16 protein-coding genes are annotated in these 22,540 nt (G+C 40.9%); 7 read left to right on the top strand and 9 right to left on the bottom strand.

Going from position 1 to position 22,540, the window contains the following annotated elements; translation table 11 throughout:
- The first annotated feature begins 167 nt into the window (after positions 1–167).
- The gene (locus FUT79_RS03480; RefSeq protein ID WP_148889259.1) at positions 168–512 is read left to right on the top strand and encodes a cupin domain-containing protein; all 345 of its coding nucleotides are present in this window, start codon (positions 168–170) and stop codon (positions 510–512) included.
- Positions 513–1,137: 625 nt separating this feature from the next.
- Positions 1,138–2,235, top strand: a complete 1,098-nt coding sequence (locus FUT79_RS03485) for a haloacid dehalogenase-like hydrolase (protein ID WP_148879172.1) — start codon at positions 1,138–1,140, stop codon at positions 2,233–2,235.
- A gap of 138 nt (positions 2,236–2,373) precedes the next feature.
- On the opposite strand, the gene FUT79_RS03490 is transcribed toward FUT79_RS03485, so the two are convergent.
- Positions 2,374–2,688: a hypothetical protein gene (locus FUT79_RS03490; RefSeq protein WP_002701250.1), complete on the bottom strand. Its 315-nt coding sequence runs from the start codon at positions 2,686–2,688 to the stop codon at positions 2,374–2,376.
- 353 nt (positions 2,689–3,041) lie between these two features.
- On the opposite strand from FUT79_RS03490, the gene groL reads away from it, so the two are divergent.
- Entirely contained in the window at positions 3,042–4,676 is a 1,635-nt protein-coding gene (gene groL / locus FUT79_RS03495) for a chaperonin GroEL (protein ID WP_002701249.1), read from the top strand.
- A 531-nt stretch (positions 4,677–5,207) separates the two neighbouring features.
- Here the strand turns inward: groL and FUT79_RS03500 are convergent.
- The 8 genes from FUT79_RS03500 to FUT79_RS03540 all read right to left on the bottom strand — a co-directional run bounded on the left by FUT79_RS03500 (position 5,208) and on the right by FUT79_RS03540 (position 15,526).
- On the bottom strand, positions 5,208–7,001 hold the full coding sequence (locus tag FUT79_RS03500) for a RelA/SpoT family protein (protein WP_044634323.1): 1,794 nt from the start codon (positions 6,999–7,001) through the stop codon (positions 5,208–5,210).
- Positions 6,998–7,900: a peptide chain release factor N(5)-glutamine methyltransferase gene (prmC, locus tag FUT79_RS03505; protein ID WP_024752227.1), complete on the bottom strand. Its 903-nt coding sequence runs from the start codon at positions 7,898–7,900 to the stop codon at positions 6,998–7,000. The genes FUT79_RS03500 and prmC overlap by 4 nt, the downstream gene beginning before the upstream one ends.
- A gap of 357 nt (positions 7,901–8,257) precedes the next feature.
- Entirely contained in the window at positions 8,258–10,189 is a 1,932-nt protein-coding gene (locus FUT79_RS03510; protein WP_148889261.1) for an AMP-dependent synthetase/ligase, read from the bottom strand.
- Positions 10,190–10,828: 639 nt separating this feature from the next.
- Positions 10,829–11,503 (bottom strand): metal-dependent transcriptional regulator, encoded by a 675-nt coding sequence (locus FUT79_RS15685; protein WP_024752229.1) that lies wholly within the window; start codon positions 11,501–11,503, stop codon positions 10,829–10,831.
- Between the two features lie 11 nt (positions 11,504–11,514).
- The gene (locus tag FUT79_RS03525) at positions 11,515–12,615 is read right to left on the bottom strand and encodes a metal ABC transporter permease (RefSeq protein ID WP_024752230.1); all 1,101 of its coding nucleotides are present in this window, start codon (positions 12,613–12,615) and stop codon (positions 11,515–11,517) included.
- A complete protein-coding gene (gene troC / locus FUT79_RS03530; protein ID WP_024752231.1) occupies positions 12,615–13,556 on the bottom strand; it encodes a transition metal ABC transporter permease subunit TroC in 942 nt (313 codons plus the stop codon). Before troC ends, FUT79_RS03525 begins: the two co-directional genes overlap by 1 nt.
- A gap of 3 nt (positions 13,557–13,559) precedes the next feature.
- Positions 13,560–14,339, bottom strand: coding sequence for a transition metal ABC transporter ATP-binding protein TroB (gene troB, locus FUT79_RS03535; protein ID WP_044634326.1), 780 nt, complete (start codon positions 14,337–14,339; stop codon positions 13,560–13,562).
- Between the two features lie 257 nt (positions 14,340–14,596).
- Positions 14,597–15,526 (bottom strand): metal ABC transporter solute-binding protein, Zn/Mn family, encoded by a 930-nt coding sequence (locus tag FUT79_RS03540; protein ID WP_002701019.1) that lies wholly within the window; start codon positions 15,524–15,526, stop codon positions 14,597–14,599.
- Positions 15,527–16,644: 1,118 nt separating this feature from the next.
- On the opposite strand from FUT79_RS03540, the gene FUT79_RS03550 reads away from it, so the two are divergent.
- The 4 genes from FUT79_RS03550 (at position 16,645) to FUT79_RS03565 (ending at position 22,275) form a co-directional block, all read left to right on the top strand.
- Positions 16,645–17,847, top strand: a complete 1,203-nt coding sequence (locus FUT79_RS03550; protein WP_024752234.1) for a substrate-binding domain-containing protein — start codon at positions 16,645–16,647, stop codon at positions 17,845–17,847.
- A gap of 264 nt (positions 17,848–18,111) precedes the next feature.
- Positions 18,112–19,605 (top strand): sugar ABC transporter ATP-binding protein, encoded by a 1,494-nt coding sequence (locus FUT79_RS03555; protein ID WP_002696345.1) that lies wholly within the window; start codon positions 18,112–18,114, stop codon positions 19,603–19,605.
- Positions 19,606–19,620: 15 nt separating this feature from the next.
- Positions 19,621–21,366, top strand: coding sequence for an ABC transporter permease subunit (locus tag FUT79_RS03560; protein ID WP_002696347.1), 1,746 nt, complete (start codon positions 19,621–19,623; stop codon positions 21,364–21,366).
- A gap of 141 nt (positions 21,367–21,507) precedes the next feature.
- Positions 21,508–22,275, top strand: coding sequence for an endonuclease/exonuclease/phosphatase family protein (locus FUT79_RS03565; RefSeq protein ID WP_044634329.1), 768 nt, complete (start codon positions 21,508–21,510; stop codon positions 22,273–22,275).
- Positions 22,276–22,540 lie beyond the last annotated feature (265 nt).

Genomic DNA, 22,540 nt, shown 5'->3' on the forward strand with positions numbered 1-22,540 from the left:
AAACGTTAAATCAAAGACCGTGTTAAAGTACAAAAATATCAGCAATGCGATGACTACAAAAATCAGAAAATATGCTATTATGCATAGAACAGTGCTAAAAAATGCTGTTCCGAGGTTCTCGATAGTATAAATCAATCATAAAACATGACAAGTTTTTAGGAGAAATTATGGTTATCACAAAATCTGAAATGACAACAAGAGTCCAAAATGAATTAAAAGGCGGCAAGGGCGAAGTGCGAATCATTGATTATTTTAAAAATGACTTGGTGCCAAATTGCAAATTATTTTCCGAAATGACCATCCCCGCAGGCGGAAGCATCGGCGAGCACACGCATCTGAATGAGACGGAAGTATATGTTATCCGCAGCGGCAGCGCAATCGTAACCGATAACGGAAAAGACCTCCCCGCCGTAGCCGGCGATATCGTGGTAACAGGACACAATCAAAGCCACAGCATCCGCAACGCCGGAGACACGCCCTTGATTATCACTGCGGTAATCGTGACGGAATAGCAGCACGTTTTATATACGCAAGATAAAAAAGAGTCCGACACGGCGCAAGGGCGAAGTTTTGAAAATTTACTCTAACTTCGCCAACGAGTTTTAAAGCTTCAATTTTACAGTTTTGTGTTGATGCTTTAAAACATCGTTTTGAATTGAGCAACGGTGAGCAAACTTACCATAGGAATGCTTAAATCTGCACTTCTCATTGTTAGGGATCCAATTTGTATAACCGGAAGTTAATTACAAAACGCTACACTCGATCTTGATAAACTGTTGGCATCGGTTATTACGCACAAACTTTCACGCTGTTCTACCATCTCAATCAAAAACCATCTGTTCAAAATTGGGCAGAATAAAATCGGCGCACGCACAACGGTAAATGTATTGATTTCCCAAAACATGGAATACGCGCTTTAACATGACGAATTCTATCCGATTGTACCGCTCGATGATATATACCGAACCGATACAATTGGACGAACCAGAGGCCTACTTCAAGTAGTTATTGACTTGATTTATGAATTCTCATTTCATTGCAAAACTAACCCCTTTTAGGGCTGAAATATTCACTGGTTATTGACATCGATTTACATTGAATTGACAGGATATCCCTTATATGGTAAAGATTTAATGTATGAGTGAGAGCATATTACAAGACGGACGATGGAATGCGCAAAGCAAGCGCATGCTTGAAAAACTGATTAAGGAATCCGCGTTTTCAAATAATTACGCTGTTTTTGACTGGGACGATACGTGCATTTTTTCCGATACGCAAAATAATCTTTTTTTATATCAAATTGAACATCTTATTTTTAATGTAACCCCAGCGTCTTTTTCGGATATAATTAGAACCGGAGTCCCTCAAAATGAGGTGCTGCCGAATGTTTGTAACGTTGCGGGGGAGCCGTTAACTGCAAAAATGCTTTCCGAGGATTTGGATAAAAGCTATAAGTTTCTTTACAACACCTATGAAGGTTTTAAAGGACGGATGTCGTTAAAAGAGATAAAAGCGACCGATGAGTTTTGCGATTTTAAGGCAAAACTGATGTTTTTAACGGGAGGGCTTTTTTATTTTTGCGGCGTAGATTTATCGCAGGCGACTGCCACGGGCATGACTTTAGATGAGTTGGCTTTAATAGCGGAGCGATCAATTGATTGGGGCTTGAATGCGCCGATTAGCTATCCTGCTATTGAATCGCCTGCGTCTTTACGCGGGAAAGCCGGCGTTGTGCGGACATCTTTTCAGACAGGACTTCGGGTGCAAAGCGAAATGCAAAATCTTATCTCCGTTTTAAATGCGAACGGCATCGAAACCTATGTATGTTCTGCTTCGCACGAAAGCTGTATACGGGTTTTTGCAACTAACGAAAAATACGGTTACTGCATAAAAAACGAAAACATCTTTGCCCGCAAAAAGCTTTTAGATGAAAATGGTAAACTCACCCCCCACCAGGACATGTCGGTGCCCTCAACATGGCGCGAAGGAAAGGCGCTTGCAATAAAAACACAGATGGCACCTTTACACGAAAACAAAGCCCCGATCCTGATTGCGGGCGACAGCGATGGCGATTTTTACATGATGAATGAATACAAACACAATGCGTTGCTTTTAATTTTCGACTGTAATCGTTCAACCGATTCTAAAATACGCACCCTCATTCGCGACGCCGAGAAAAACAACCATATTCTTGTGCAGAAACGAAATCCTCAAACCGGATATATGGAAAACTGAAATCATACTCACGTTAATAACGGATAAAACCGTCTTAAAAAAATTGCCTTTATGCATACTTAACGTTAAAGATGCGTAAAGGCAAAATAAAGTATTGAAAATCTTCTTTCTAAGTTATCGTTTTTTATGATAAAACCATCACATTTTTTTGTCTTGGTGGTTCTCATATAGAATTTTAAAATATGTTATTACTAAACCAACCAGACATCCGCCTATGGTTGCTAAACCTTTGGGATCTTTTGGAGAAAATGCGCGAGCTAGTGCTACTCCCCCAATCGCTCCCATAGAGTATCTTGGGATATTGTTTTTCTTTTTTTGAGTGTCTGGAGTTTGAGTTTCGGTGGATTCATATAATGATTTAACACCATTACAGACTGATTTAAAACCATTATTGATAGTATTTAGAGCTCCGCACATTTTAGAAAAATCATCAAATACATTCGTATTTTCCATGTTCTAGGAACCTCCTCTAATTTCTATGATATTTTTACTATCATACAGATAAATGATACTAATAAAAGTGTATATCGACAAGAATAATTTTATGTATAAAGACTTGCGTAGTATTGAGAAATTAATACGCAGAATCAATTTTTGAAATGCGCATCTTTCTCTTTCTATAAAATGATTAGTTTAATTTTATTAAAATAATTTAGTTGAGAATTGTTTTTATAGGCTATTCAAAAAAGAATATTCATCACTTCAGTTGAGTAAAAAAATCGATAAAAATACTTGCCGAAGGCTCTTTTTTTTAGTATTTTTAATATAGAATTAGATAATAATAGCTGATACAAGGAGTTATTTTAATGGCTAAACAGTTAATATTTAATGAAGAGGCTCGAAAGAAGCTGCTTTCGGGTGTTGATCAAATTTCAAATGCAGTAAAAGTTACGCTTGGACCGAAGGGAAGAAATGTTTTGTTGGAAAAAAGCTACGGCGCTCCCACCGTTACAAAAGACGGTGTATCCGTTGCGCGCGAGATTGAGCTTGAAGATCCTTTTGAGAATATGGGCGCTCAGTTGGTAAAAGAAGTTGCCACAAAAACAAATGACGTAGCCGGAGACGGTACCACAACTGCGACGGTTTTGGCGTATTCAATGGTTCGGGAAGGTTTAAAGGCTGTTGCCGCCGGCATGACTCCGCTTGAGCTGAAACGAGGAATGGATAAGGCGGTTGCAATCGCTGTTGAAGATATCCGCAAAAACTCAAAGGAAATTAAAGGTTCCGATGAGGTTGCGCATGTTGCCTCCGTTTCCGCAAACAATGATGAAGAAATCGGAAAGATTCTTGCCGATGCCATTGCAAAAGTCGGAAAAGACGGTGTTATCGATGTTGATGAGGCGCAAACAATGGAAACTGTTACCGAATTTGTTGAAGGTATGCAGTTTGACCGCGGGTATATTTCCTCATATTTTGTAACTGACCGCGACAGAATGGAAACAGTATACGAAAATCCCTATATTTTAATCCATGATAAGTCAATTTCCACAATGAAAGACCTTTTGCCGCTTTTGGAAAAAATTGCACAGTCCGGAAGGCCCTTGCTTATCATTGCGGAAGATGTTGAAGGTGAAGCTTTGGCAACCTTGGTTGTAAACAGCTTGCGCGGCACCTTAAAAACCTGTGCGGTAAAGGCTCCCGGCTTTGGCGATCGCCGCAAGGAAATGCTTGAAGATATTGCTATTCTTACCGGCGGGCAAGTTGTTGCCGAAGAGCTCGGCATTAAGCTTGAAAACGCAGATATTTCGATGCTCGGTCAGGCAAAGCACATTAAGGTTGACAAAGACAACACAACGATTATCGACGGCGCAGGCAAACGCGGCGATATTGACGATAGAATTGCGCAAATTAAAAAGCAAATTGAAGCCTCTTCTTCAGAGTATGATACCGAGAAGTTAAAAGAGCGATTGGCAAAACTTTCGGGCGGAGTTGCGGTTATTAAAATCGGTGCCGTTACCGAAGTTGAAATGAAAGAGAAAAAACACAGAGTGGAAGATGCCTTAAATGCAACTCGTGCCGCTATTGAAGAAGGTATCGTTGCAGGCGGCGGTTTAGCTTTGATCCAAGCAGCCGCAGCACTTGAAAAGGCCGATACCTCAAAGCTCACCGAAGATGAGCGCGTCGGCTTTAAGATTGTAAAGCGCGCACTTGAAGAGCCTATCCGCCAAATTGCAATCAATGCGGGCTTGGACGGAGCGGTTGTTGCCGAAAAAGCAAAAGAGAAAAAGGGAATCGGTTTTGATGCTGCAAAAATGGAATGGGTTGACATGGTTAAGGTCGGAATTATCGACCCGGCAAAGGTTACCCGATCGGCATTGCAGAACGCTTCATCTATTGCAAGCTTAATGCTTACAACAGAATGTGCGGTTGCTTCAATTCCCGAAAAGAACCCTCCCGCTATGCCTTCTCCTGATATGGGTGGTATGGGCGGAATGTACTAATACCGATCGCATAGTTTTATGCTAAAAAAAAGCGGTTTCGATTATAACGAAACCGCTTTTTGCATTTACGGCACTGCATTAAATAAAAACTAATACGGCACTGCGTAAAATAAAAGCTAAAATATAGCGGCCGCCTCACATCGAAAAAACTTGGAAATGGAAATAACTATTATAACGTTTTTTTAATAAGTCGATTAATTTTTTTTAATACATCTTATCAAAAACGTAAAAAGTTTTATAAAAAAGAGCTCGACACGGCGCAACGGTGAGCAATTTACCATAGTAATGCTTAAATCCGCAGCCCCTTATTGTTGATACTCCAATTTTTATAACAGGAAGTTAATTACAAAACGCTATACTATTATTTGTAAACCACTCCGTGCTCATGTAAAAAAGATAATCGTATTATAAGAACTCGTTTTATATGAAAATTCCAACCATGTTGTAATGTTTTAATGCCTTATTATACAAAAGCGATTTACGGAAAAACACGCGTGCCTCAAAGGACGCGTATGATATTTTTAGTTTGATTTATTGTTTTTTTTGCGTGCCGCTTTTTTTCTGTTTGGGCGTTTTCGGTTTTTCCCATTCAACTTCAATTTTTCGATCGGCAATATCCGGAATTTTTGCAAGGTTAGGGCAGTTTTCACGGTGGATAATAACGCCGCGTCCACGCGATACATAGCCGCAAACAGCATCGGGCGGTTTCGGGCTACAGCATTGTGCGAATTTTACCATAAAGTTAGAAGAATCTCCCACACGTATCTTGAGAATAGCGGGATCAAAATCCTGTGTTTTTTTTGACTCTTCCGCTACAGTGCGGGCAGGACGATGAAGGTTTTTTTCTTCTTTTTCGGGCGGCGGTGCAAGCTCTTCATGAGCCTGCAACCATGCACGTATTTTTTGGCGTGCTCGCGAAGTTTTTGCATTCGCATACTGGTTTCTGGTAGGATGCGCATGCGGATGTGTGATTACTTCAATTACCTGTGTGTTTTTTAAAGGGCGAGAAAGCGGGATAATTGAGCCGTCAGCCTTTGCGGAAACAATTTTTTCTCCAACCGCAGAATGAATTGCATAGGCAAAGTCAATCGCCGTTGCGCCTGCGGGTAATTCAATGATATCGGCGCGGGGAGTGAACACATAAATAGTATCTCCAAGCAAATCGTTTTTCAGCTCGGTCAAAAATTCATCATTGTTAAACTCTTTTTTTGAAAGCTCTTTTAATTGACGAACAAAAGAAAGCTCGGCAGCTCCGGTTTGTTTATGCGTATTATGCTCTTTATAAATCCAATGGCTTGCAATTCCTCGCTCCGCAACTTCGTGCATATCGTATGTTCTGATTTGAATTTCTAAAGTTTGCCCTTCATCACAGATAACCGTTGTATGCAAGCTTTGGTATCCGTTTGCCTTCGGCATCGCAATATAATCCTTAAATCTTCCTTCAAGCGGTTTCCAAATGGTATGCACCAAACCAAGCACCGTGTAGCACTCATTTATGGTAGAGCAAAGGATTCTCATTGCAAGCAAATCAAAAAGCTCATCGGCTGCCTTGTTTCGTTTTTTCATTTTTCGGTATATTGACCAAAAATGTTTTGCCCTTGTTTGTACCTTTACCTCAAGTCCGGCACGCGAAATGACTTTGTAAACCTCTTTTTCTGCATTGGCAAGGAAAGATTCCCGTTCTTTTTTCTTTGCGGAAACCATTTTTTTTATTTGATCAAAAGCTTCGCGATTTAGATATTTAAGGCTTAAATCTTCAAGCTCATTTTGAATTGTTGAAATACCGAGTCGCTGCGCAAGGGGTGCCCATATTTCGCTTATTTCAGCGGCAATCGGCCGTTGCCTTTCTTCGGGATATTCAGAAAGATAGCGTATTTTATCAAGCCGCTCCGCAAGTTGAATAATCATAACCCGTATATCATCAACCATCGAAAAGAGCATTTTACATATGGTATCCGCGCGTTGTCCGGTTTTATTATAGAGTTTTACATCGGAAAACTTAACCGTCGCTTCCAAAAGCGCATTTACCTTTTCTCCGAAAAATTCGATAACTTCTTCTTTTGTAAACTGCAGCTTTGCAGGCTCTCCGTATAGCAATGCGCAAATAATGGTGTCGTTATCAAGCCCCAACGAGGCTAAAATGCGCGCCATTCTAATCGGATGTTCTACAGCTGAATTGCCTGCTTCAGGGATTTCATTTTCCCTGCGTTCAAGCATGAACATCCATGCTTTTATAAGGTTGTCTTTATCATTGTGAGAATTATATTGCGGAAAATCTTTGAAAAACTGCTCAATACTTGTAAGATTTTCTATTTTTTCTATCATACTTTAATGCCTGTTACCAATCTATCTTGTAAATTAAAATCTTTATGTATTGTTACCGAAGAAAAGCCTGCTTTTATTAAAATGTCGGCTGCCTGATTTGCATGATATTCGCCTACTTCACTTAAAAGCATGCCGTTTCTTTTTAAAACTACATAACTATTATTTGCCAAAGCTTGAATAAAATCAAGCCCTTCAGCTCCTCCGTCAAGCGCAATAAAAGGCTCTTTTCTACCGTCTTGCAATAAAAGTCGAGCCATTTCCGTCGGTACATAAGGAGGATTTGAAAAAATAATATCGTAGGCGGTCCCCAAACGCGAAAACGACTCTTGCAAATTAAAGCGAAAAAAACTAAGCAAATCGCGCATTTTCGGCGACAAGAGATTTTCAGCATTTTTTTTTGCAACCGCTAATGCTTCATTGGAAATATCAAAGGCGGAGGTTGTTATATTAGTGATACCGATTTTTTCCAACTCTTTCAATACACTGATAACCACACAACCTGAACCCGTACATGGTTCAAGAAGAGAAAGAGGGGAGGAGTTTGAGCGCTCCCGTATCGCTTCCAAGGTTTGTTCAACCAAAAGCTCGGTATCCGGTTTTGGAATAAGCACCGCCGGCGTTACATAAAATGAGCTTTGAAAAAAATCCTTCTTGCCGGTAAGATAGGCAACGGGAGTCCCCGAGCATCTTTTTTCGATAAGATTCTTAAAAGAGGATTGAATAGCGGAAACATCCGCATCGGGATGAGCTAAAAGCCATGAGCGCTCCTTTCCTAAAAGAGAAGATAATAGCACATCGCTGTCTAAAGAGGCAGAAAAATTTTCTTGCGCAGTTAAAATTTGAGAAGTTTGTAATATGTTTTTTCCGTAGGATCGTGCATCGAAAACAGTAAACATCATATACACCTTTTTTTTATTATAGAGAACTTTTAAACATTTGAATACATAACATAAAAGGGAGAAAACTTCCACATTTTATAAAACCTATGCCGGCGTGCCCCTTTACTGATCACCCATGTTTTCGCGTTTTAAAAACCGCAATACCGCATACACCATTTGCAGAATCTCTGTTTGAACATAATGATTTTAGTATTTGCAAGGCAAATTTTTTATCGCTGGTTTTTAATAACCGGTATTTTATTTTCAGAAGTTTTATATGCATCAGTATTTAAGAAACCCGCCTGAAAACTTTGACATTTTTAATTGTGCCAAGTCAGGCGGGTTAAAACCTATGCGAAAAGCATTTTTTATCCGAGTTTAGACAAATAATTCGTCAATTTCTTTTTCATATAATTGATTGATTTTATGACGCATAACTTCCTGTTTTGCGGAAAGCTCAACTCCCGGCTCAAAAGGTTTAGAAAGCAAAGCAAAGCGAGTTATTTTTTCAAAAAGTTTAAAGCCGTTTTCCGCGGATATGAGGTCTGCAATTTCATTTTCAAAAAGTTTTTTTACCTGCGGCAATTCTATCAATTTTTCCATCGATTCTTCCGCTATGTGTTGGGACTTTGCCCAAGCTTGAAGCTCAGCTTCATCGGGCAAAATAAGGGCGCCAAGATACCGCTGATCTTGCCCGACAACTACTGCTAAACTGATATACTGAGACTCTTGCAAACGCATTTCTATCGGAACAGGCTCAATATTTTCTCCGCCGCGCAATACAATCGTATCTTTTAGTCTGCCGCGCAATACAATTTCCCCGCCAAGGCAAATATAACCGATATCGCCCGTATTAAACCAACCGTCTTTATCAATAACCGACTCGGTAAGTTCAGGACGCTTAAAGTATCCTTTCATCACATTATCGCCGCGTACATACACTACGCCCTGCTCCCCCATCGGAAGAGTCTTTCCGGTGTCATCGACAACTTTTACCTGATTATAATTACAAGGGGTGCCGATTGTCCCGAAAATCGGGTGAGCAATTGAGCGAACGGCAACAACCGGAGCTGTTTCGGTTAAACCGTATCCCTCTACAACCGTTACTCCTGCGGTCCAGAAAAATTCATCAATATTGCCAGGTAATGCTCCGCCGCCGGAAACACCCGCTCGAAAGTTTTTGCCAAGCTTCAAACGTATTTTGCTAAATACGAGCGCATCTCCCAAAAGGTGAATAGGCGTTAATAAAAGCCACGGAATAAACGCAAGAAAAGGCGCAACAGTTTTTTCCGCTTGTGAAGTATAGGCAACGTTTTTAAACAAGCGCCGATGATAATGGAATCGTAAATTTCCCGCTTTTAAAAAGAATTTAAATAAAGCGTATGATATACCGCCTTTTTTTCGCAGCTGCTTAAACACTCCGTCATGTACCGCCTCCCAAATACGCGGTACGGAAGGAAGAAGATGCGGATTGATTTTTGCAAAATCGGCAAGAAGTATTGATCCGATTGGCTTGGAATATGCGATTCCCGCTGCGGCATGAATAATTACATATTCGCATAAACGCTCAAACACATGCCATACCGGCAAAACCGAAAGCGCCCGCTCTCCCGGATACAGAATAATCCTTTTTGAAAGCTCCGGAAGCTGACTGAGAAAATTCTTGTGGGTAAGCATAACCCCTTTCGGAGTACCTGTTGTGCCGGAAGTAAAAATAATTGTTGCAATATCATCCGGCTTTGTTTCGGCAATTTGTTTTTCAACATAATCGGGATTTTGAACCCTAAACTCTTTGCCTTTAAGAATAATCTCATCGTATGTAAAAATTTCCATCGATCGGGTTTTTGCTTCTTCTGATTGCGCCCATTCAGTTTTAAGACTTTCCAAGTCAACAGAACTATCTAAAATAATGATCGTTTGTATTTTTGGCAGTTCTTTTATATTCTTAAAAATTTTTTTTGTCTGAATATCATCTTCTACTACAACAAAAGAAGATTCCACAATTCCGAGGATTTGTATAATATCAGAATCGGTAACGTCGCTTCCGCGCGGAATATCCGCAGCGCCAAGAGCCATTATTCCCATGCTCGCATGCATCCATTCTTTACGATTATCCGATATTAACCCTATAAAATCTCCGCGTTTGCATCCGATAACTCGCAGTCCACAAGCAAAATTAGAAACGCAGTCAAACATTTCCTTGTAAGAAATAGGCTGAAATTCTCCGTTCTGATCTTTGCTGTACTGCGCAATAGTATCCGGATATTCGGAAACTATACATTGCAATAATTGAGGTAAACTAGCATTCATAGCGAAACCCTAACACAAGAGAAAAAAATTGGCAAGAGGTAAAGAGAATGGAAAAAAAAATTGATTTTGAATTTTTCACTCAATGAATTGCATTTTCTGCCTTGCCGACAGGATAAAATCTTTTATAAAAAAGAGTTTGACTCAACGGTTTGGTTTTGCCGTCCGTGGCAAAACCAAACCACGAGTTTTAAAGCTTTACAAATTACTTTGCTTTAAAACATCGTTTCTGCTTGGAACCACCGCCGTCCGTGGCGGTTCTGAGTTTTGCGTCCGTGGCAAAAACTAAACCGTCTGTTTGGAACCACGGGCGTCCACGCCCTGATTTTTAGTATTCTTGATTAAATCAGTGCTGCGAGTTTAAAAACTCCTATTTATGTCGGTGTGGTAGTTTTTAAACATCGTTTTACATTGTTCTGAGTTTGACAACGGTGAGTAGTTTACCATAGGAATGTTTAAATCTGCATCCCGTCTGCCATTATGTAGGCAGAGTGCCTACACATATGGGTGTGAGGTGTTCACACATTATAAGGAGGTAGGTTTCAAACTTGTTTTGTATGAAATTGGCGTCTTGCCGTAATTTCCGGTGTTTTTGTTTAAATTACGGCTTTTGCTGTCGGCGGCGGTTTTTACTGAATTTCTTTACTGTTTTTCCGGAACTGATACAATAATTTTATCTAACATGCAGAGGGCGCATTCAGTTGTTTTTTTATTGATGATGAGTTCTGCCAAACCGATTGACTCGTTTTTGCCTTTTATCTGAAGCATGCTTCCCTGCTCCAGATTTATTTTTCTGAAGTAGGCGGTTAGCTCGGGCGATTTTTCAAGTGAGAGTACTTGCAGCGGAATGCCTTCCGGAGCGGATGCAAGGCGAATGCCTGAAAGCTGGTAGGTTTTTTGGTTTTTTTGCGGAATCGGCGCACCGTGCGGGTCTACGGCAGGAAAACCAAGATAAGAATCGATTCGGTCGATAAGGGTGTCCGAGACCGCGTGCTCAAGCCTTTCCGCCTCGGCGTGAACTTCTTCATCGTTCATGTGTAATACCGCGGTGAGGAAGGTTTCCAAAAGGCGGTGGCGGCGCAGGATGGCTACGCCGAACTCTTCGCCTTTTTTGGTAAGCGAGCAACCGTAATGGCTTTTGTACTCTAAGTAACCTTCTTTTTCCAAACGCTTTATCATCGCCGTTGCGGTTCCCGGCGTTACTCCCATCAGACGGGAAAGCTCTCCCGTGGTGATAAGTTTTTTTTCGGGGAGAGCTAAGGCTTTTACAATTGTTTTTAAGTAGTTTTCCGTTGTTATTTCAGAAAGAATGGACATGGCGCCTCCGCTTATATTTCGGTTATTGCCTTGCGCGCAAGAGCATCTCCTTTTTCCGAAAGAATAAGCAGCCCGTCTTTGTTTTGCACAAGACCGCGTTTTTGTGCCGTCGCGACAATTAAACGGGCTTTTCGGTTTGTCCAGTTAAGCCGGTCAACCAAATGCTGTTCAGTACATTCGTTCCGCTCTTCTGCGGTGCCTTGGTGTGTAAAAAGATGCACCGATAACATACTTAACCAAAAATCCATTCGCAGCTTTTGTACGGAAAGCCGTCTGCGGATAAATCCGTGTTTTGGCGAAAACAAATAGACAATGCAGAAAATAACGCCGGTCATGGCAGCCATAGCACCGGCGATACTGCCGTCGATTTTCACCGCAACAAAAAAACCGCTTATTGCGGAAAGAGAGGCAAGCAAGCCTGCAAGTATAAGCATTGTAAGTAAATCATCGGTTAAAAGCAAGGCTGCGGCGGAAGGGGTAATCATTAAAGCGATAACCAATACGGCTCCAACCGAATCAAAGGAGCCCACACAGGTTATGCTCACCGCAAGCATGAGCCCGTAGTTGATAAGCGTCGGCGAAAAGCCCAAGCTCTTTGAAAGTCCTGGGTCGAAGGTGCTTATTTTTAACTCTTTAAAAAAGAGTGTTAAAAATACAAGATTTAAAAGTAAAACGGCGCCCATCGAAACCATGCTCCGCGGAACGCTCACGCCGAAAAACATAATTCGATCAAGGGGTGCTAAGCCTATTTCGCCGAGCAAAACCGCATCGATGTCGAGGTGTACGTTTCCCGCATAGAGGGATACCAGAATAACGCCGGCGCTGAACATTGCCGGAAATACCAAGCCGATGGCGGCATCGCTTTTTACCAGCCGTGTTTTTTGTAAAAGCTCGGTAAATAAAACCGATGCCATCCCTGCAAACACCGCACCGATAACGGGCACCGATGAAGAAAGACTCTTGCTTAAAAAATATCCGAGTACAATCCCCAGCAGAATGGAATGACTGATTGCATCACTCATTAAAGACATTCTGCGCAGTACTAAAAACACGCCGCAAAGCGAGCATGAAAGCGAAACAATAATTGCAATAAGGATAGTTTCTAATTCCATCATTTTCCTCTCAGTGCCGCAGCGGAAGAGGCGGCTTCTTCGGTTTTCCGCTTTTTAGTTTTGCTGCGTATAGCATATTGTCGTATAATCCGCTCTAAAACGCCTCGACGGGGGCTGCATATCAGCGAAATAACGGCAATTCCGGTAAGAATGAGCACGATAACCGGCCCGGTGGAAAGCTTCGGTACTCGGGTAGAAATTATTGAGCCTGAAACGCCTGAAAAAGCGCCAAATAAGGCGGAAAGGATGCAAAGCGTACTTAAGCGATCCGTCCATTGGCGTGCCGCAGCGGCAGGTGCGATGAGCAATGCGCTCATTAAAATAACGCCGACGGACTGTACGCCGATTACAATAGCAAGCACAATGAGGGCGGTTAAAACCAGCTCGATAAGCTTCGGGGAAAACCCTTGTACGGCGGAAAAGTCCGGGTCAAAGGTAGTTATTTTTAATTCTTTCCAAAAGAGAAAGATAAAACACGTAATGAATAATTCTACCACAAAAATGGTAATGACATCGGCGCTCATAATTGTTGCGGCTTGGCCGAAAATAAATTTATCCAAGCCCGCCTTCGCCGCATTGGGGGATTTTTGCACATGGGTTAAAAGCAAAAAGCCAAAGCCTAAGAACACCCCGAGCACAATTCCCTGTGCGCCGTCGGTGTCAATTTTGGTAGTTCTGATAACCAGTAAAATAATTAATGTGCCGATAAGGCCGCTGATAGTTGCTCCCACCAACAATACGGGCGTGTTTTTTGTGCCGGTAAGCATAAATGCAATAATAATGCCGGGTAATGCCGCATGAGAAACGGCATCGCCTAACAAGCTTTGTCTGCGCAAGAGCGCAAAACTGCCGACCAGCCCCGAGCCTAAGCCCAACAAGAGCGTGCCGAGCAGCACATTGCGTAAAGTATAATCGGAGAAAAAATCCCATAATCCGGTCATTGCTTAATCCTTTATAATAGCTTTTTGCGGAAGCCCGGCGGAAGCTATTCTGCCGCCGTATGTTTTCCGCAAATTCTCTTCGGTGAAAATGGTTTCTACCGGGCCTTCGGCGACAACGCGCACGTTTAAAAGAAGCACTCGGTCAAAGTATTCGGGTACGGTTTGTAAATCGTGATGCACTACCAAAAGGGTTTTCCCGCGCTCTTTTAACTCTTTTAAAAGCTTGACAATCGCCTGTTCGGTTGCGGCATCAACGCCCTGAAAAGGTTCATCCATAAAGTATAAATCCGCATCTTGCACCAGCGCACGCGCTAAAAACACGCGCTGCTGCTGTCCGCCGGAAAGCTCACTGATTTGCCGATGCGAAAATTCAGCCATTCCCACTTTTTCCAAAGCAGAAGCTGCCTTTTCCTTTTCTTTTTTCCCCGGCCTTCTAATCCATCCGAGGCTCCCGTAAGAGCCCATCAAAACCACATCAAAAACGGTTGTGGGAAAATCCCAGTCAACAGCGGTGCGCTGCGGCACATAGGCAACGCGCCTGCGCTGTTCGGCAAAGCTTTTTCCGAAAATTTTCACTTCGCCGGAGGCAAGCGGCAATATGCCCATAACTGCCTTCAAAAAAGTGGACTTTCCCGCGCCGTTCGGTCCGACAATCGTTGCCATTGTGCCCTCGGGGATAGCCACATCGATATCCCAAAGCACCGGTTTTTCCCGATAGGCAAGTGTAAGGTCTTCAACCGAAACGGCAATATTCGGCTGCTCATGCGAAGCAGTTGTTTTCATCATTAGTATTCCTTTAATTCTAAATCTTATGGGCACCTCTAAAACACAGTGTTTAGAGGTGCCCATAGTATAAACCTTTTTTTACTAGTATAGCGTTTTGCAATTAAGTTGCTAATGTGCTAATCGTGGCAGTAATAACAACGGCGTGCGTATTTAAGCATTCCTATGGTAAGTTGCTCACCGTTGCCAAAACTCAGAACGGGCACGGACGCCCGTGGTTCCACGCAGAAACGATGTTTTAAAGCAAAACCGTTATACTAGTTTTTACTCAATGCGGATACAATTACATCGATATTATGAGTCAGCATACCGATATAGGTTCCTTCAAAGGTACCGGCATCGCCCATCGCATCGGAAAAAAGCTCACCGCCTATGGCAACATCATAGCCGCGCGATTTTACCGCAGCTTGCAAAGCCTCTACACTCTTATGCGGGACAGAGCTTTCAATAAAGATGGCGGGGATTTTACGTGTGGCAATAAAATCAGCCAAATCCTGCATATCCCTTGTACTTGCTTCGGTTACGGTGCTGACGCCCTGCAAACCGCGCACTTCAAAACCATAGGCTTTGCTGAAATAAGAAAAAGCATCGTGGGCGGTAACCAATACGCGCTTGCTTTCGGGCAGCGTAGCCGCTTGCTTGCGCACATAGGCATCCAAATCTTTTAGTTTGTTTGTATACACGGTGTAATTTTCCGTGAACATATCTTTTTTTTCAGGGATAAGTTTACACAAGCTTTCGTACACGCTTTGCACCGAATGTAGCCATAATTGCACATCAAACCACACGTGCGGATCAAACTCAGAGTCTTCAAAGTCAAGCCGATCTTTTACCGGCACACTTTCGGAGGCTGCCACAACAAACCGAGTTTCTGAAAGCTTTCCAAGCACATCGCTCATTTTTGCCTCAAGGTGCAAACCGCTGTATAAAATAAGGTCAGCCTTATTCAGTTTATTCACATCGCCCGCCGTAGCTTTATACAGGTGCGGGTCAACTCCGGCGCCCATTAAATTTTCAAGCTGTACAGAATCACCGGCAATGTTTTCAACCGCATCGGCGATCATGCCGATTGTGGTAACTACCAGCGGTTTTTCGCCGGCACTTTCAGCCTTTTTATTACAGCCAACCAAAAGCAGCACGCAGGCTGCAAAAATGCCGAAACCGGCATACCGTATTTTTTTAGTCATAAAATAATACCTCTTTCTTTTTTTTGATATATCAAAATTTTGTTTACTATATATAAAAATAAATGCTTTGTCAATAGAAAATAAGAATGACTTCAGGCACAAGGGGCGGGCTCCTTCCGCTTGTGTAACGTTTGTAATTAGCTTGATGGGAGAGAGTGTATCAACACGGCTTCTGTATTCCTATGGTAAACTTACCCACCGTTGGCGAAGTTAAAGTAAATTTTCAAAACTTCACTCTGTGGTAAGTTTGCTCACCGTTGTCAACATCAGAACAAATTCAAACGATGTTTAAAAGCATCAACAGTAAATTATAAAATTGAAGCTTTTAAACTCGCAGCACTGATTTAATCAAGAATACTAAAAATCAGGGCGTGGTGGTGGTTCCAAACAGAAGCGACGTTTTAAAGCAGGATTATTTGCAAAGCTTTAAAACTCGCAGGTTTCATTTTGCCACGGATGGCAAAATCAGAACAATGTAAAACGATGTTTAAAAACTACCGCACCGACATAAATAGGAGTTTTTAAACTCGCAGCACTGATTTAATCAAGAATACTAAAAATCAGGGCGTGGCGGTGGTTCCACGCAGAAACGATGTTTTAAAGCAAGACTGTTTGCAAAGCTTTAAAACTCGCAGGTTTGATTTTGACAAGGACGTCAAAAACTCAGAACGGGCACGGACGCCCGTGCTTCCATGCAGAAGCGACGTTTTAAAGCAAAACTATTTGCAAAGCTTTAAAACTCGCAAGGTTTGGTTTTGACACGGACGTCAAAAACTCAGAACCGCCACGGGCGGCGGTGGTTCCAAACAGAAACGATGTTTTAAAGCAAGGCAGTTTACAAAGCTTTAAAACTCGTAGGTTTCATTTTGCCACGGATGGCAAAATGAAACCGTTGTGTCGAACTCTTTTTTATAAAATTTTTTACGCTTTGAGGTTAAATGAATGAAAAAATTAAGTGAAGATGTCAATCCAAAAACGCCTAAAAGAACAGTGTTCAGGATATGGGTTTAGTAAAGAAAAACGCAAATTATTTATGGTTTTCCTTTTGACAATTTCTTGTTTTATACTGTATACTGTAAGCTAGGTTTTAACTGGAAATTTCCAGTAGGAGGTTTTTAATGAAAAAAAATGGTTTTCTCATTTTAGCAGGCGTTTTAACAATCACTGCATTGTTTATAACGAGCTGCGGAGAAAAAGGAACGGCCGTTCTGAACAAGGATAAGCCTGTGGTTTTTTTTAACCGCCAGCCTTCAGATCCGACAACGGGACAGATTGACATGTCAACAATGAATTTCAACGACAAAACATACTATGTCGGGTTTGATGCGTCCGGCGGCGGAGCTGTTCAAGGCGCTATGATTCTTGATTATTTTGCAAAAGCGGATGTATCATTGGATCGTAACGGCGACGGAATTATCGGGTATGTTCTTTGCATCGGAGACGTCGGGCACAATGATTCCAAGGCAAGAACAGAAGGCATCCGTAAAGCTTTGGGTACATGGGCAGGATCAACCGATCCCGGTAAAGTCCAGGAAGGTTCTATTGTAGTTGGCGGAAAAACTTTTAAAGTTGTAGAGCTTGAAGGTAAGGCAATGACCGGAACTGACGGTTCAACATGGAATGCAAATGCCGCAACCGAAGCGATGGGCGGATGGGCAACAAAATTCGGCACAAAAATCGACATGGTTGTTTCCAACAATGATGGTATGGCAATGGGTTGTCTGCAAGCATCAAATTATCCTGCAGGAGTACCGATTTTCGGATATGATGCAAATGCGGATGCGATCGAAGCTGTTTCAAAAGGAAGTCTTACCGGAACTGTTTCTCAGAACGTTGATGCACAAGCAACTGCTACGTTGCAGGTTTTAAGGAATTTGCTTGACGGACTGCAAGGGGAAGATGTGTATACCAAAGGTATTACGGCTGCCGATGCATACGGAAACCAAATCACCGCTCCTGTTCAATACTGGGCAGATGTAAAAGCAATTATGGCTGCAAACTCAGCTGTTACAAAAGACAACTGGGAAAACTATAAGGGCGGCACTCGTGATGCCGGCATAAAACAAACTAATGCAGCGAAGAAAAAGGTTCTTTTAACAATTTATAACTCAGGAGATAACTTCCTTTCTTCTTCTTATTTACCGGCTCTTAAACACTATGCGCCGCTTTTAAATCTTGACCTGACAATCGTGCAGGGGGACGGTCAAAACGAATCAAGCTGTTTGGATAAATTCACTAACTTGAACAACTTTGATGCTTTTGCCATCAATATGGTTAAAACAAATTCCGGTCCTGATTACGTTGACAAAATGAAGTATTAATACAAAATGGTGAAAGGAAGTATCTTCCTTTCACCATTTTTATGTGCTAATCAACTAAAAGTATGCATTACACAATCTTTTGTGTAATGCAAGTTACTATAAAGTATAAATATTTTTATTTGCTTTATAAGCAAATGATGTAATCTTTAGTATCTCGGTTATGCTGATTGCTATACGTGCAGCTTCATGATGAGGTACTGCTCGCTTAGTATTTGAGGGTAAATAAAAAGAAAAAAAAATAATAAAATTCATAAGGGAAGGATTGTGAGCAAGACAATACTCGAGATAAAAAATCTTTCAAAATCATTTGCAAAAAATAAAGTTCTTGACGGTATCAATCTAACAGTAAAACAAGGCTCGGTTATCGGTTTAATGGGGGAAAACGGAGCCGGAAAATCCACCATGATGAAATGCCTATTCGGAATTTATGCAAAAGATGAAGGACAGTTTTTTTTAGATAATAAATTAATAGATTTTAAGTCTCCGAAAGAGGCTTTGGAAAACGGTGTCGCAATGGTGCACCAAGAATTGAATCAATGTCTTGATAGAACGGTTGCAGACAATTTGTTTTTAGGTAGATATCCCACACGTTTTGGCGTTATTGACGAAACAAAAATGCTCAAGGACTCTATTGAACTTTTCTCTTCGTTAAAAATGAATGTAAACCCGCGTACTGTTATGCGAACAATGTCCGTGTCTCAGCGGCAAATGGTAGAGATAGCAAAAGCAGTATCGTATAATGCGAAAGTAATTGTGTTGGATGAGCCGACATCATCTCTTACGGAAAGAGAGGTAATGAAACTTTTTTCTATTATAAGAAATTTAAGTGCACAAGGTGTTTCATTCATATACATATCCCACAAAATGGATGAAGTTTTTCAAATTTGCAGTGAAGTGGTAGTTTTGCGCGATGGTAAACTTATCCTTGCAAAAGATATCAATCAAACACAAATGGGAGAGCTTATTTCAGCCATGGTCGGGCGCTCCCTTGAAAAACGTTTCCCCGATGTTGATAACGAAGTAAAAGATTATTATTTTGAGGTAAGGAATCTTTCAACGAAATATGAGCCGCAACTAAAGGATATTTCTTTTAAAGTTCGGAAGGGAGAAATTTTCGGTTTATACGGGTTGGTCGGCGCGGGACGCAGTGAGTTGCTTGAAACAATTTTCGGCATTCGAACAATCGGTTCCGGAGAGATTTTGTTAGGGAATAAAAAACTTCATTTACATAATAGCAAAGAGGCAATGTCGTATAATTTTGCCCTTGTTACCGAGGAAAGAAAGTTTAACGGTATGTTTGGAAAAGATACAATCAAATTCAATACCACGATTACCAATCTTCCGGCATATAAAACAGCAGGACTTTTATCAAAACGAAAAATGCAGGCAGCGGCAGATCGGCAAATAAAGATTATGCAGGTCAAATGTATTTCAGCCGATGAACTTATCAGCTCGCTGAGCGGCGGTAACCAACAAAAAGTAATTATCGGTAAATGGCTTGAGCGCTCTCCTGATATATTTCTTTTAGATGAGCCTACACGCGGTATTGATGTCGGGGCGAAGTATGAGATTTACCAGTTAATTATCCGCATGGCAAAAGAAGGAAAAACTATTATTGTTGTTTCAAGTGAAATGCCGGAAATTCTCGGCATCACTAATAGGATCGCAGTAATGTCAAATTATCGACTTGCGGGAATTGTAGATACAAAAGATACAGATCAGGAAGCTTTGTTGCGACTTTCTGCTAAATATTTATAAATTGCGAGGAAAGAGATGGAGCATAATACGGAAAATATGCAAAAAAAGGATGAGGATTCAAAGGAGTTGTTTGTCTTTGATGATTTGGCAAAATTTTTAGAAGAGGATGAGACCCTCTCGGAATATACAAAACAGCTTAAAGCTCTTCGAAAAGATGGCGTAGATACTATTTTTTCCTGTCGTCAGGAAATTATTGAAGCAAAAAAAGATCGAATGCTGAGTGAAGAAGAAAAAAGACAACGCATTAACGATAATAAAGAGCAAATTAAAAAAGCAAAAATAATTGCGGCGGAAAATAAAAATGAAGAAACACGAATTACAAAGCTTGCAGTCGCCCATGTAAACTCAATCGCATCGGATTTTGAAAAAAAAGTACGAGAGCGAGAGAATGAGCGGGCAGTACAGCATAAAGCAGCGTATCTTGAATCGATAAAACAAATTGAAGAAGAATTCCGACAAAAAGAACAGGATGTGCGTGAAGCTTTTTCAGGACAACTTTCTAAAGAAAGCAAGCATGAAAAGCGGGAAGAGCTTGCAACGATTGTAGCTGAGAAAAAATCCGCTTTGTTTGATGCAAAAAACAAGTATGTATCTGCGGTTTGGGAATGTAAAAATATCAAACACCAGGTATATGTAGACAGAGTTCAGCAAAACATTAATTTAAGAAATAGCAAAACAAATATCTTTGAAAATATTACGCTAAGTTTTAAAGATTATGCGTTTAATTTTACCGCTTCCCAATTCTTTTTAAGTAATGGCTTATATATTGCAATTATCATATTTTTTATTGTGTGTATTATTGTAGCTCCGCTTTCGGGAAACGGAAATCTGCTTTCATTGCCGAATATTTTAACTATTCTGGAGCAATCGTCTGTTCGTATGTTCTATGCAATCGGTGTTGCCGGTATTATTTTACTTGCGGGCACGGATCTAAGTGTCGGACGCATGGTCGCTATGGGGGCTATCATTACCGGTTTAATTTTACATCCCGGGCAAAATATTGTAACTTTTTTCGGATTCGGTCCTTGGGATTTTACTCATATTGCTATGATTTGGCGTGTGCTCATGTCGTTGGGAATTTCCATTATATCCTGCGTTTTATTTAGTATTTTTGCGGGATTCTTTTCAGCACGATTAAAAATTCACCCTTTTATTTCCACTCTTGCAACACAGCTGATGATTTACGGGATATTATTTTTCGGAACAAGCGGTACGCCTGTCGGGCCCATTGATAACAGCATAAAAGAGCTTTTAGGCGGCCGATGGATTTTAGGTGTGGTGAACGGAAATTTAATCACCTTTCCGAAACTGATTATTCCTGCCATTATCGCTATTATTATTGCATGGTTTATTTGGAATAAAACAATTTTAGGTAAAAACATGTATGCGGTTGGCGGAAATCCCGAGGCTGCAAGCGTTAGCGGTATCAGTGTGTTTTGGGTAACCATGTATGTATTTATTATGGCAGGAGTTTTTTATGGGTTTGGCGCTTTTTTTGAAGCCTTTAAAGCAAATGCAAGTGCCGGAACAGGACAGGGATATGAGCTTGATGCTATTGCCGCCTGTGTTGTCGGCGGTATCTCATTTAATGGCGGTATCGGAAAACTTGAAGGAGCGGTAATCGGGGTTATTATTTTTACCGGTCTTACCTATTGTTTAACTTTTTTAGGCATTGATACAAACTTGCAATTTGTTTTTAAGGGTTTGATCATTATCGCGGCGGTTGCTCTTGACAGTGTAAAGTATCTGAAAAAGCGATAAACAATTTTTTATTGGGAAAAACTCTAAGCGGATAACAACGTTTAGGGTTTTTCTTTTTAATGATGCGTGTGTAAAATATGTACGGACGAATTATTCTCCCGTTTAATTATTTCTCAATATCTCTATAAAGGAAAACGGATTATGAAAATTGTTACATTTAATATTCGGTACGATAATCCCGATGACGGAAAAAATGCTTTTATCCATCGTAAAAGCAATATTATTGAAGCAATCAACGCGCATAAACCTGATATCATCGGCTTTCAGGAAGTATTACCGCATGTTTCCGCTTGGTTAAAAGAACAATTCCCTGAATATTATTTTATCGGTCATGGAAGATCGGAGAACTTTAGCGATGAGCATATTGTACTGGGATATAAAAAAATGGACTATCAACTGCACCATTTCAGGACATTTTGGTTATCGCCGACACCGCAGGTTCCCGGCTCAAGATATACGGAACAAAGTATCTGTCCGCGAATTTGCATCCACGCGATATTTGAAACCGACCGGCACCGATTGTTTAGCGTATATAATACACACCTTGATCATGAAGGAGTAGATGCTCGGGTTAAAGCTTTGCAGCAAATTATGCAAGATATTGACTCTTTTTCAAAACCGACGTTACCGACTGTTTTAATGGGGGACTTTAACGCAAAACCGACTGACGAAGAATTACACGTATTGAAGGAATTTAAAATAAAAGAAAACGACAAAAATTTGCAATTAAACGATTTAACAAAAGATATACAGGGTAGTTTTCACGATTTTGGAAACTGCACACCTGAAAAAATTGATTATATCTTTGCAACGCCTGAATTTCTCTTACAAAACTATTCTGTTTGGGAAAACAAAGCAGGTTTTTTGTCTGATCACTATCCTTTAGAAGTTGAGGTGATATTAGTGTAGCGTTTTGTAATTAACTTCCTGTTATAAAAATCGGGGTATTAACAATAAGGGACTGCGGATTTAAGCATTCCTATGGTAAATTGCTCACCGTTTGTAACTTTACGCGCGGTTTGGCAAAATTTATTACGAGGTTTGGCAAAAAACGTGTGTTTTTGCGTGTTTTAGGCTGTTTTTTCGTGTTTTTTATGACAAATTTTGATGGTTTTTAATCATTTTTTAAACCATTTTTTTTAACATTTTACTAGCCTTTTTAACACTGTAAAAC

The sequence above is a fragment of the Treponema phagedenis genome, assembly GCF_008153345.1.
Taxonomy (GTDB): domain Bacteria; phylum Spirochaetota; class Spirochaetia; order Treponematales; family Treponemataceae; genus Treponema; species Treponema phagedenis.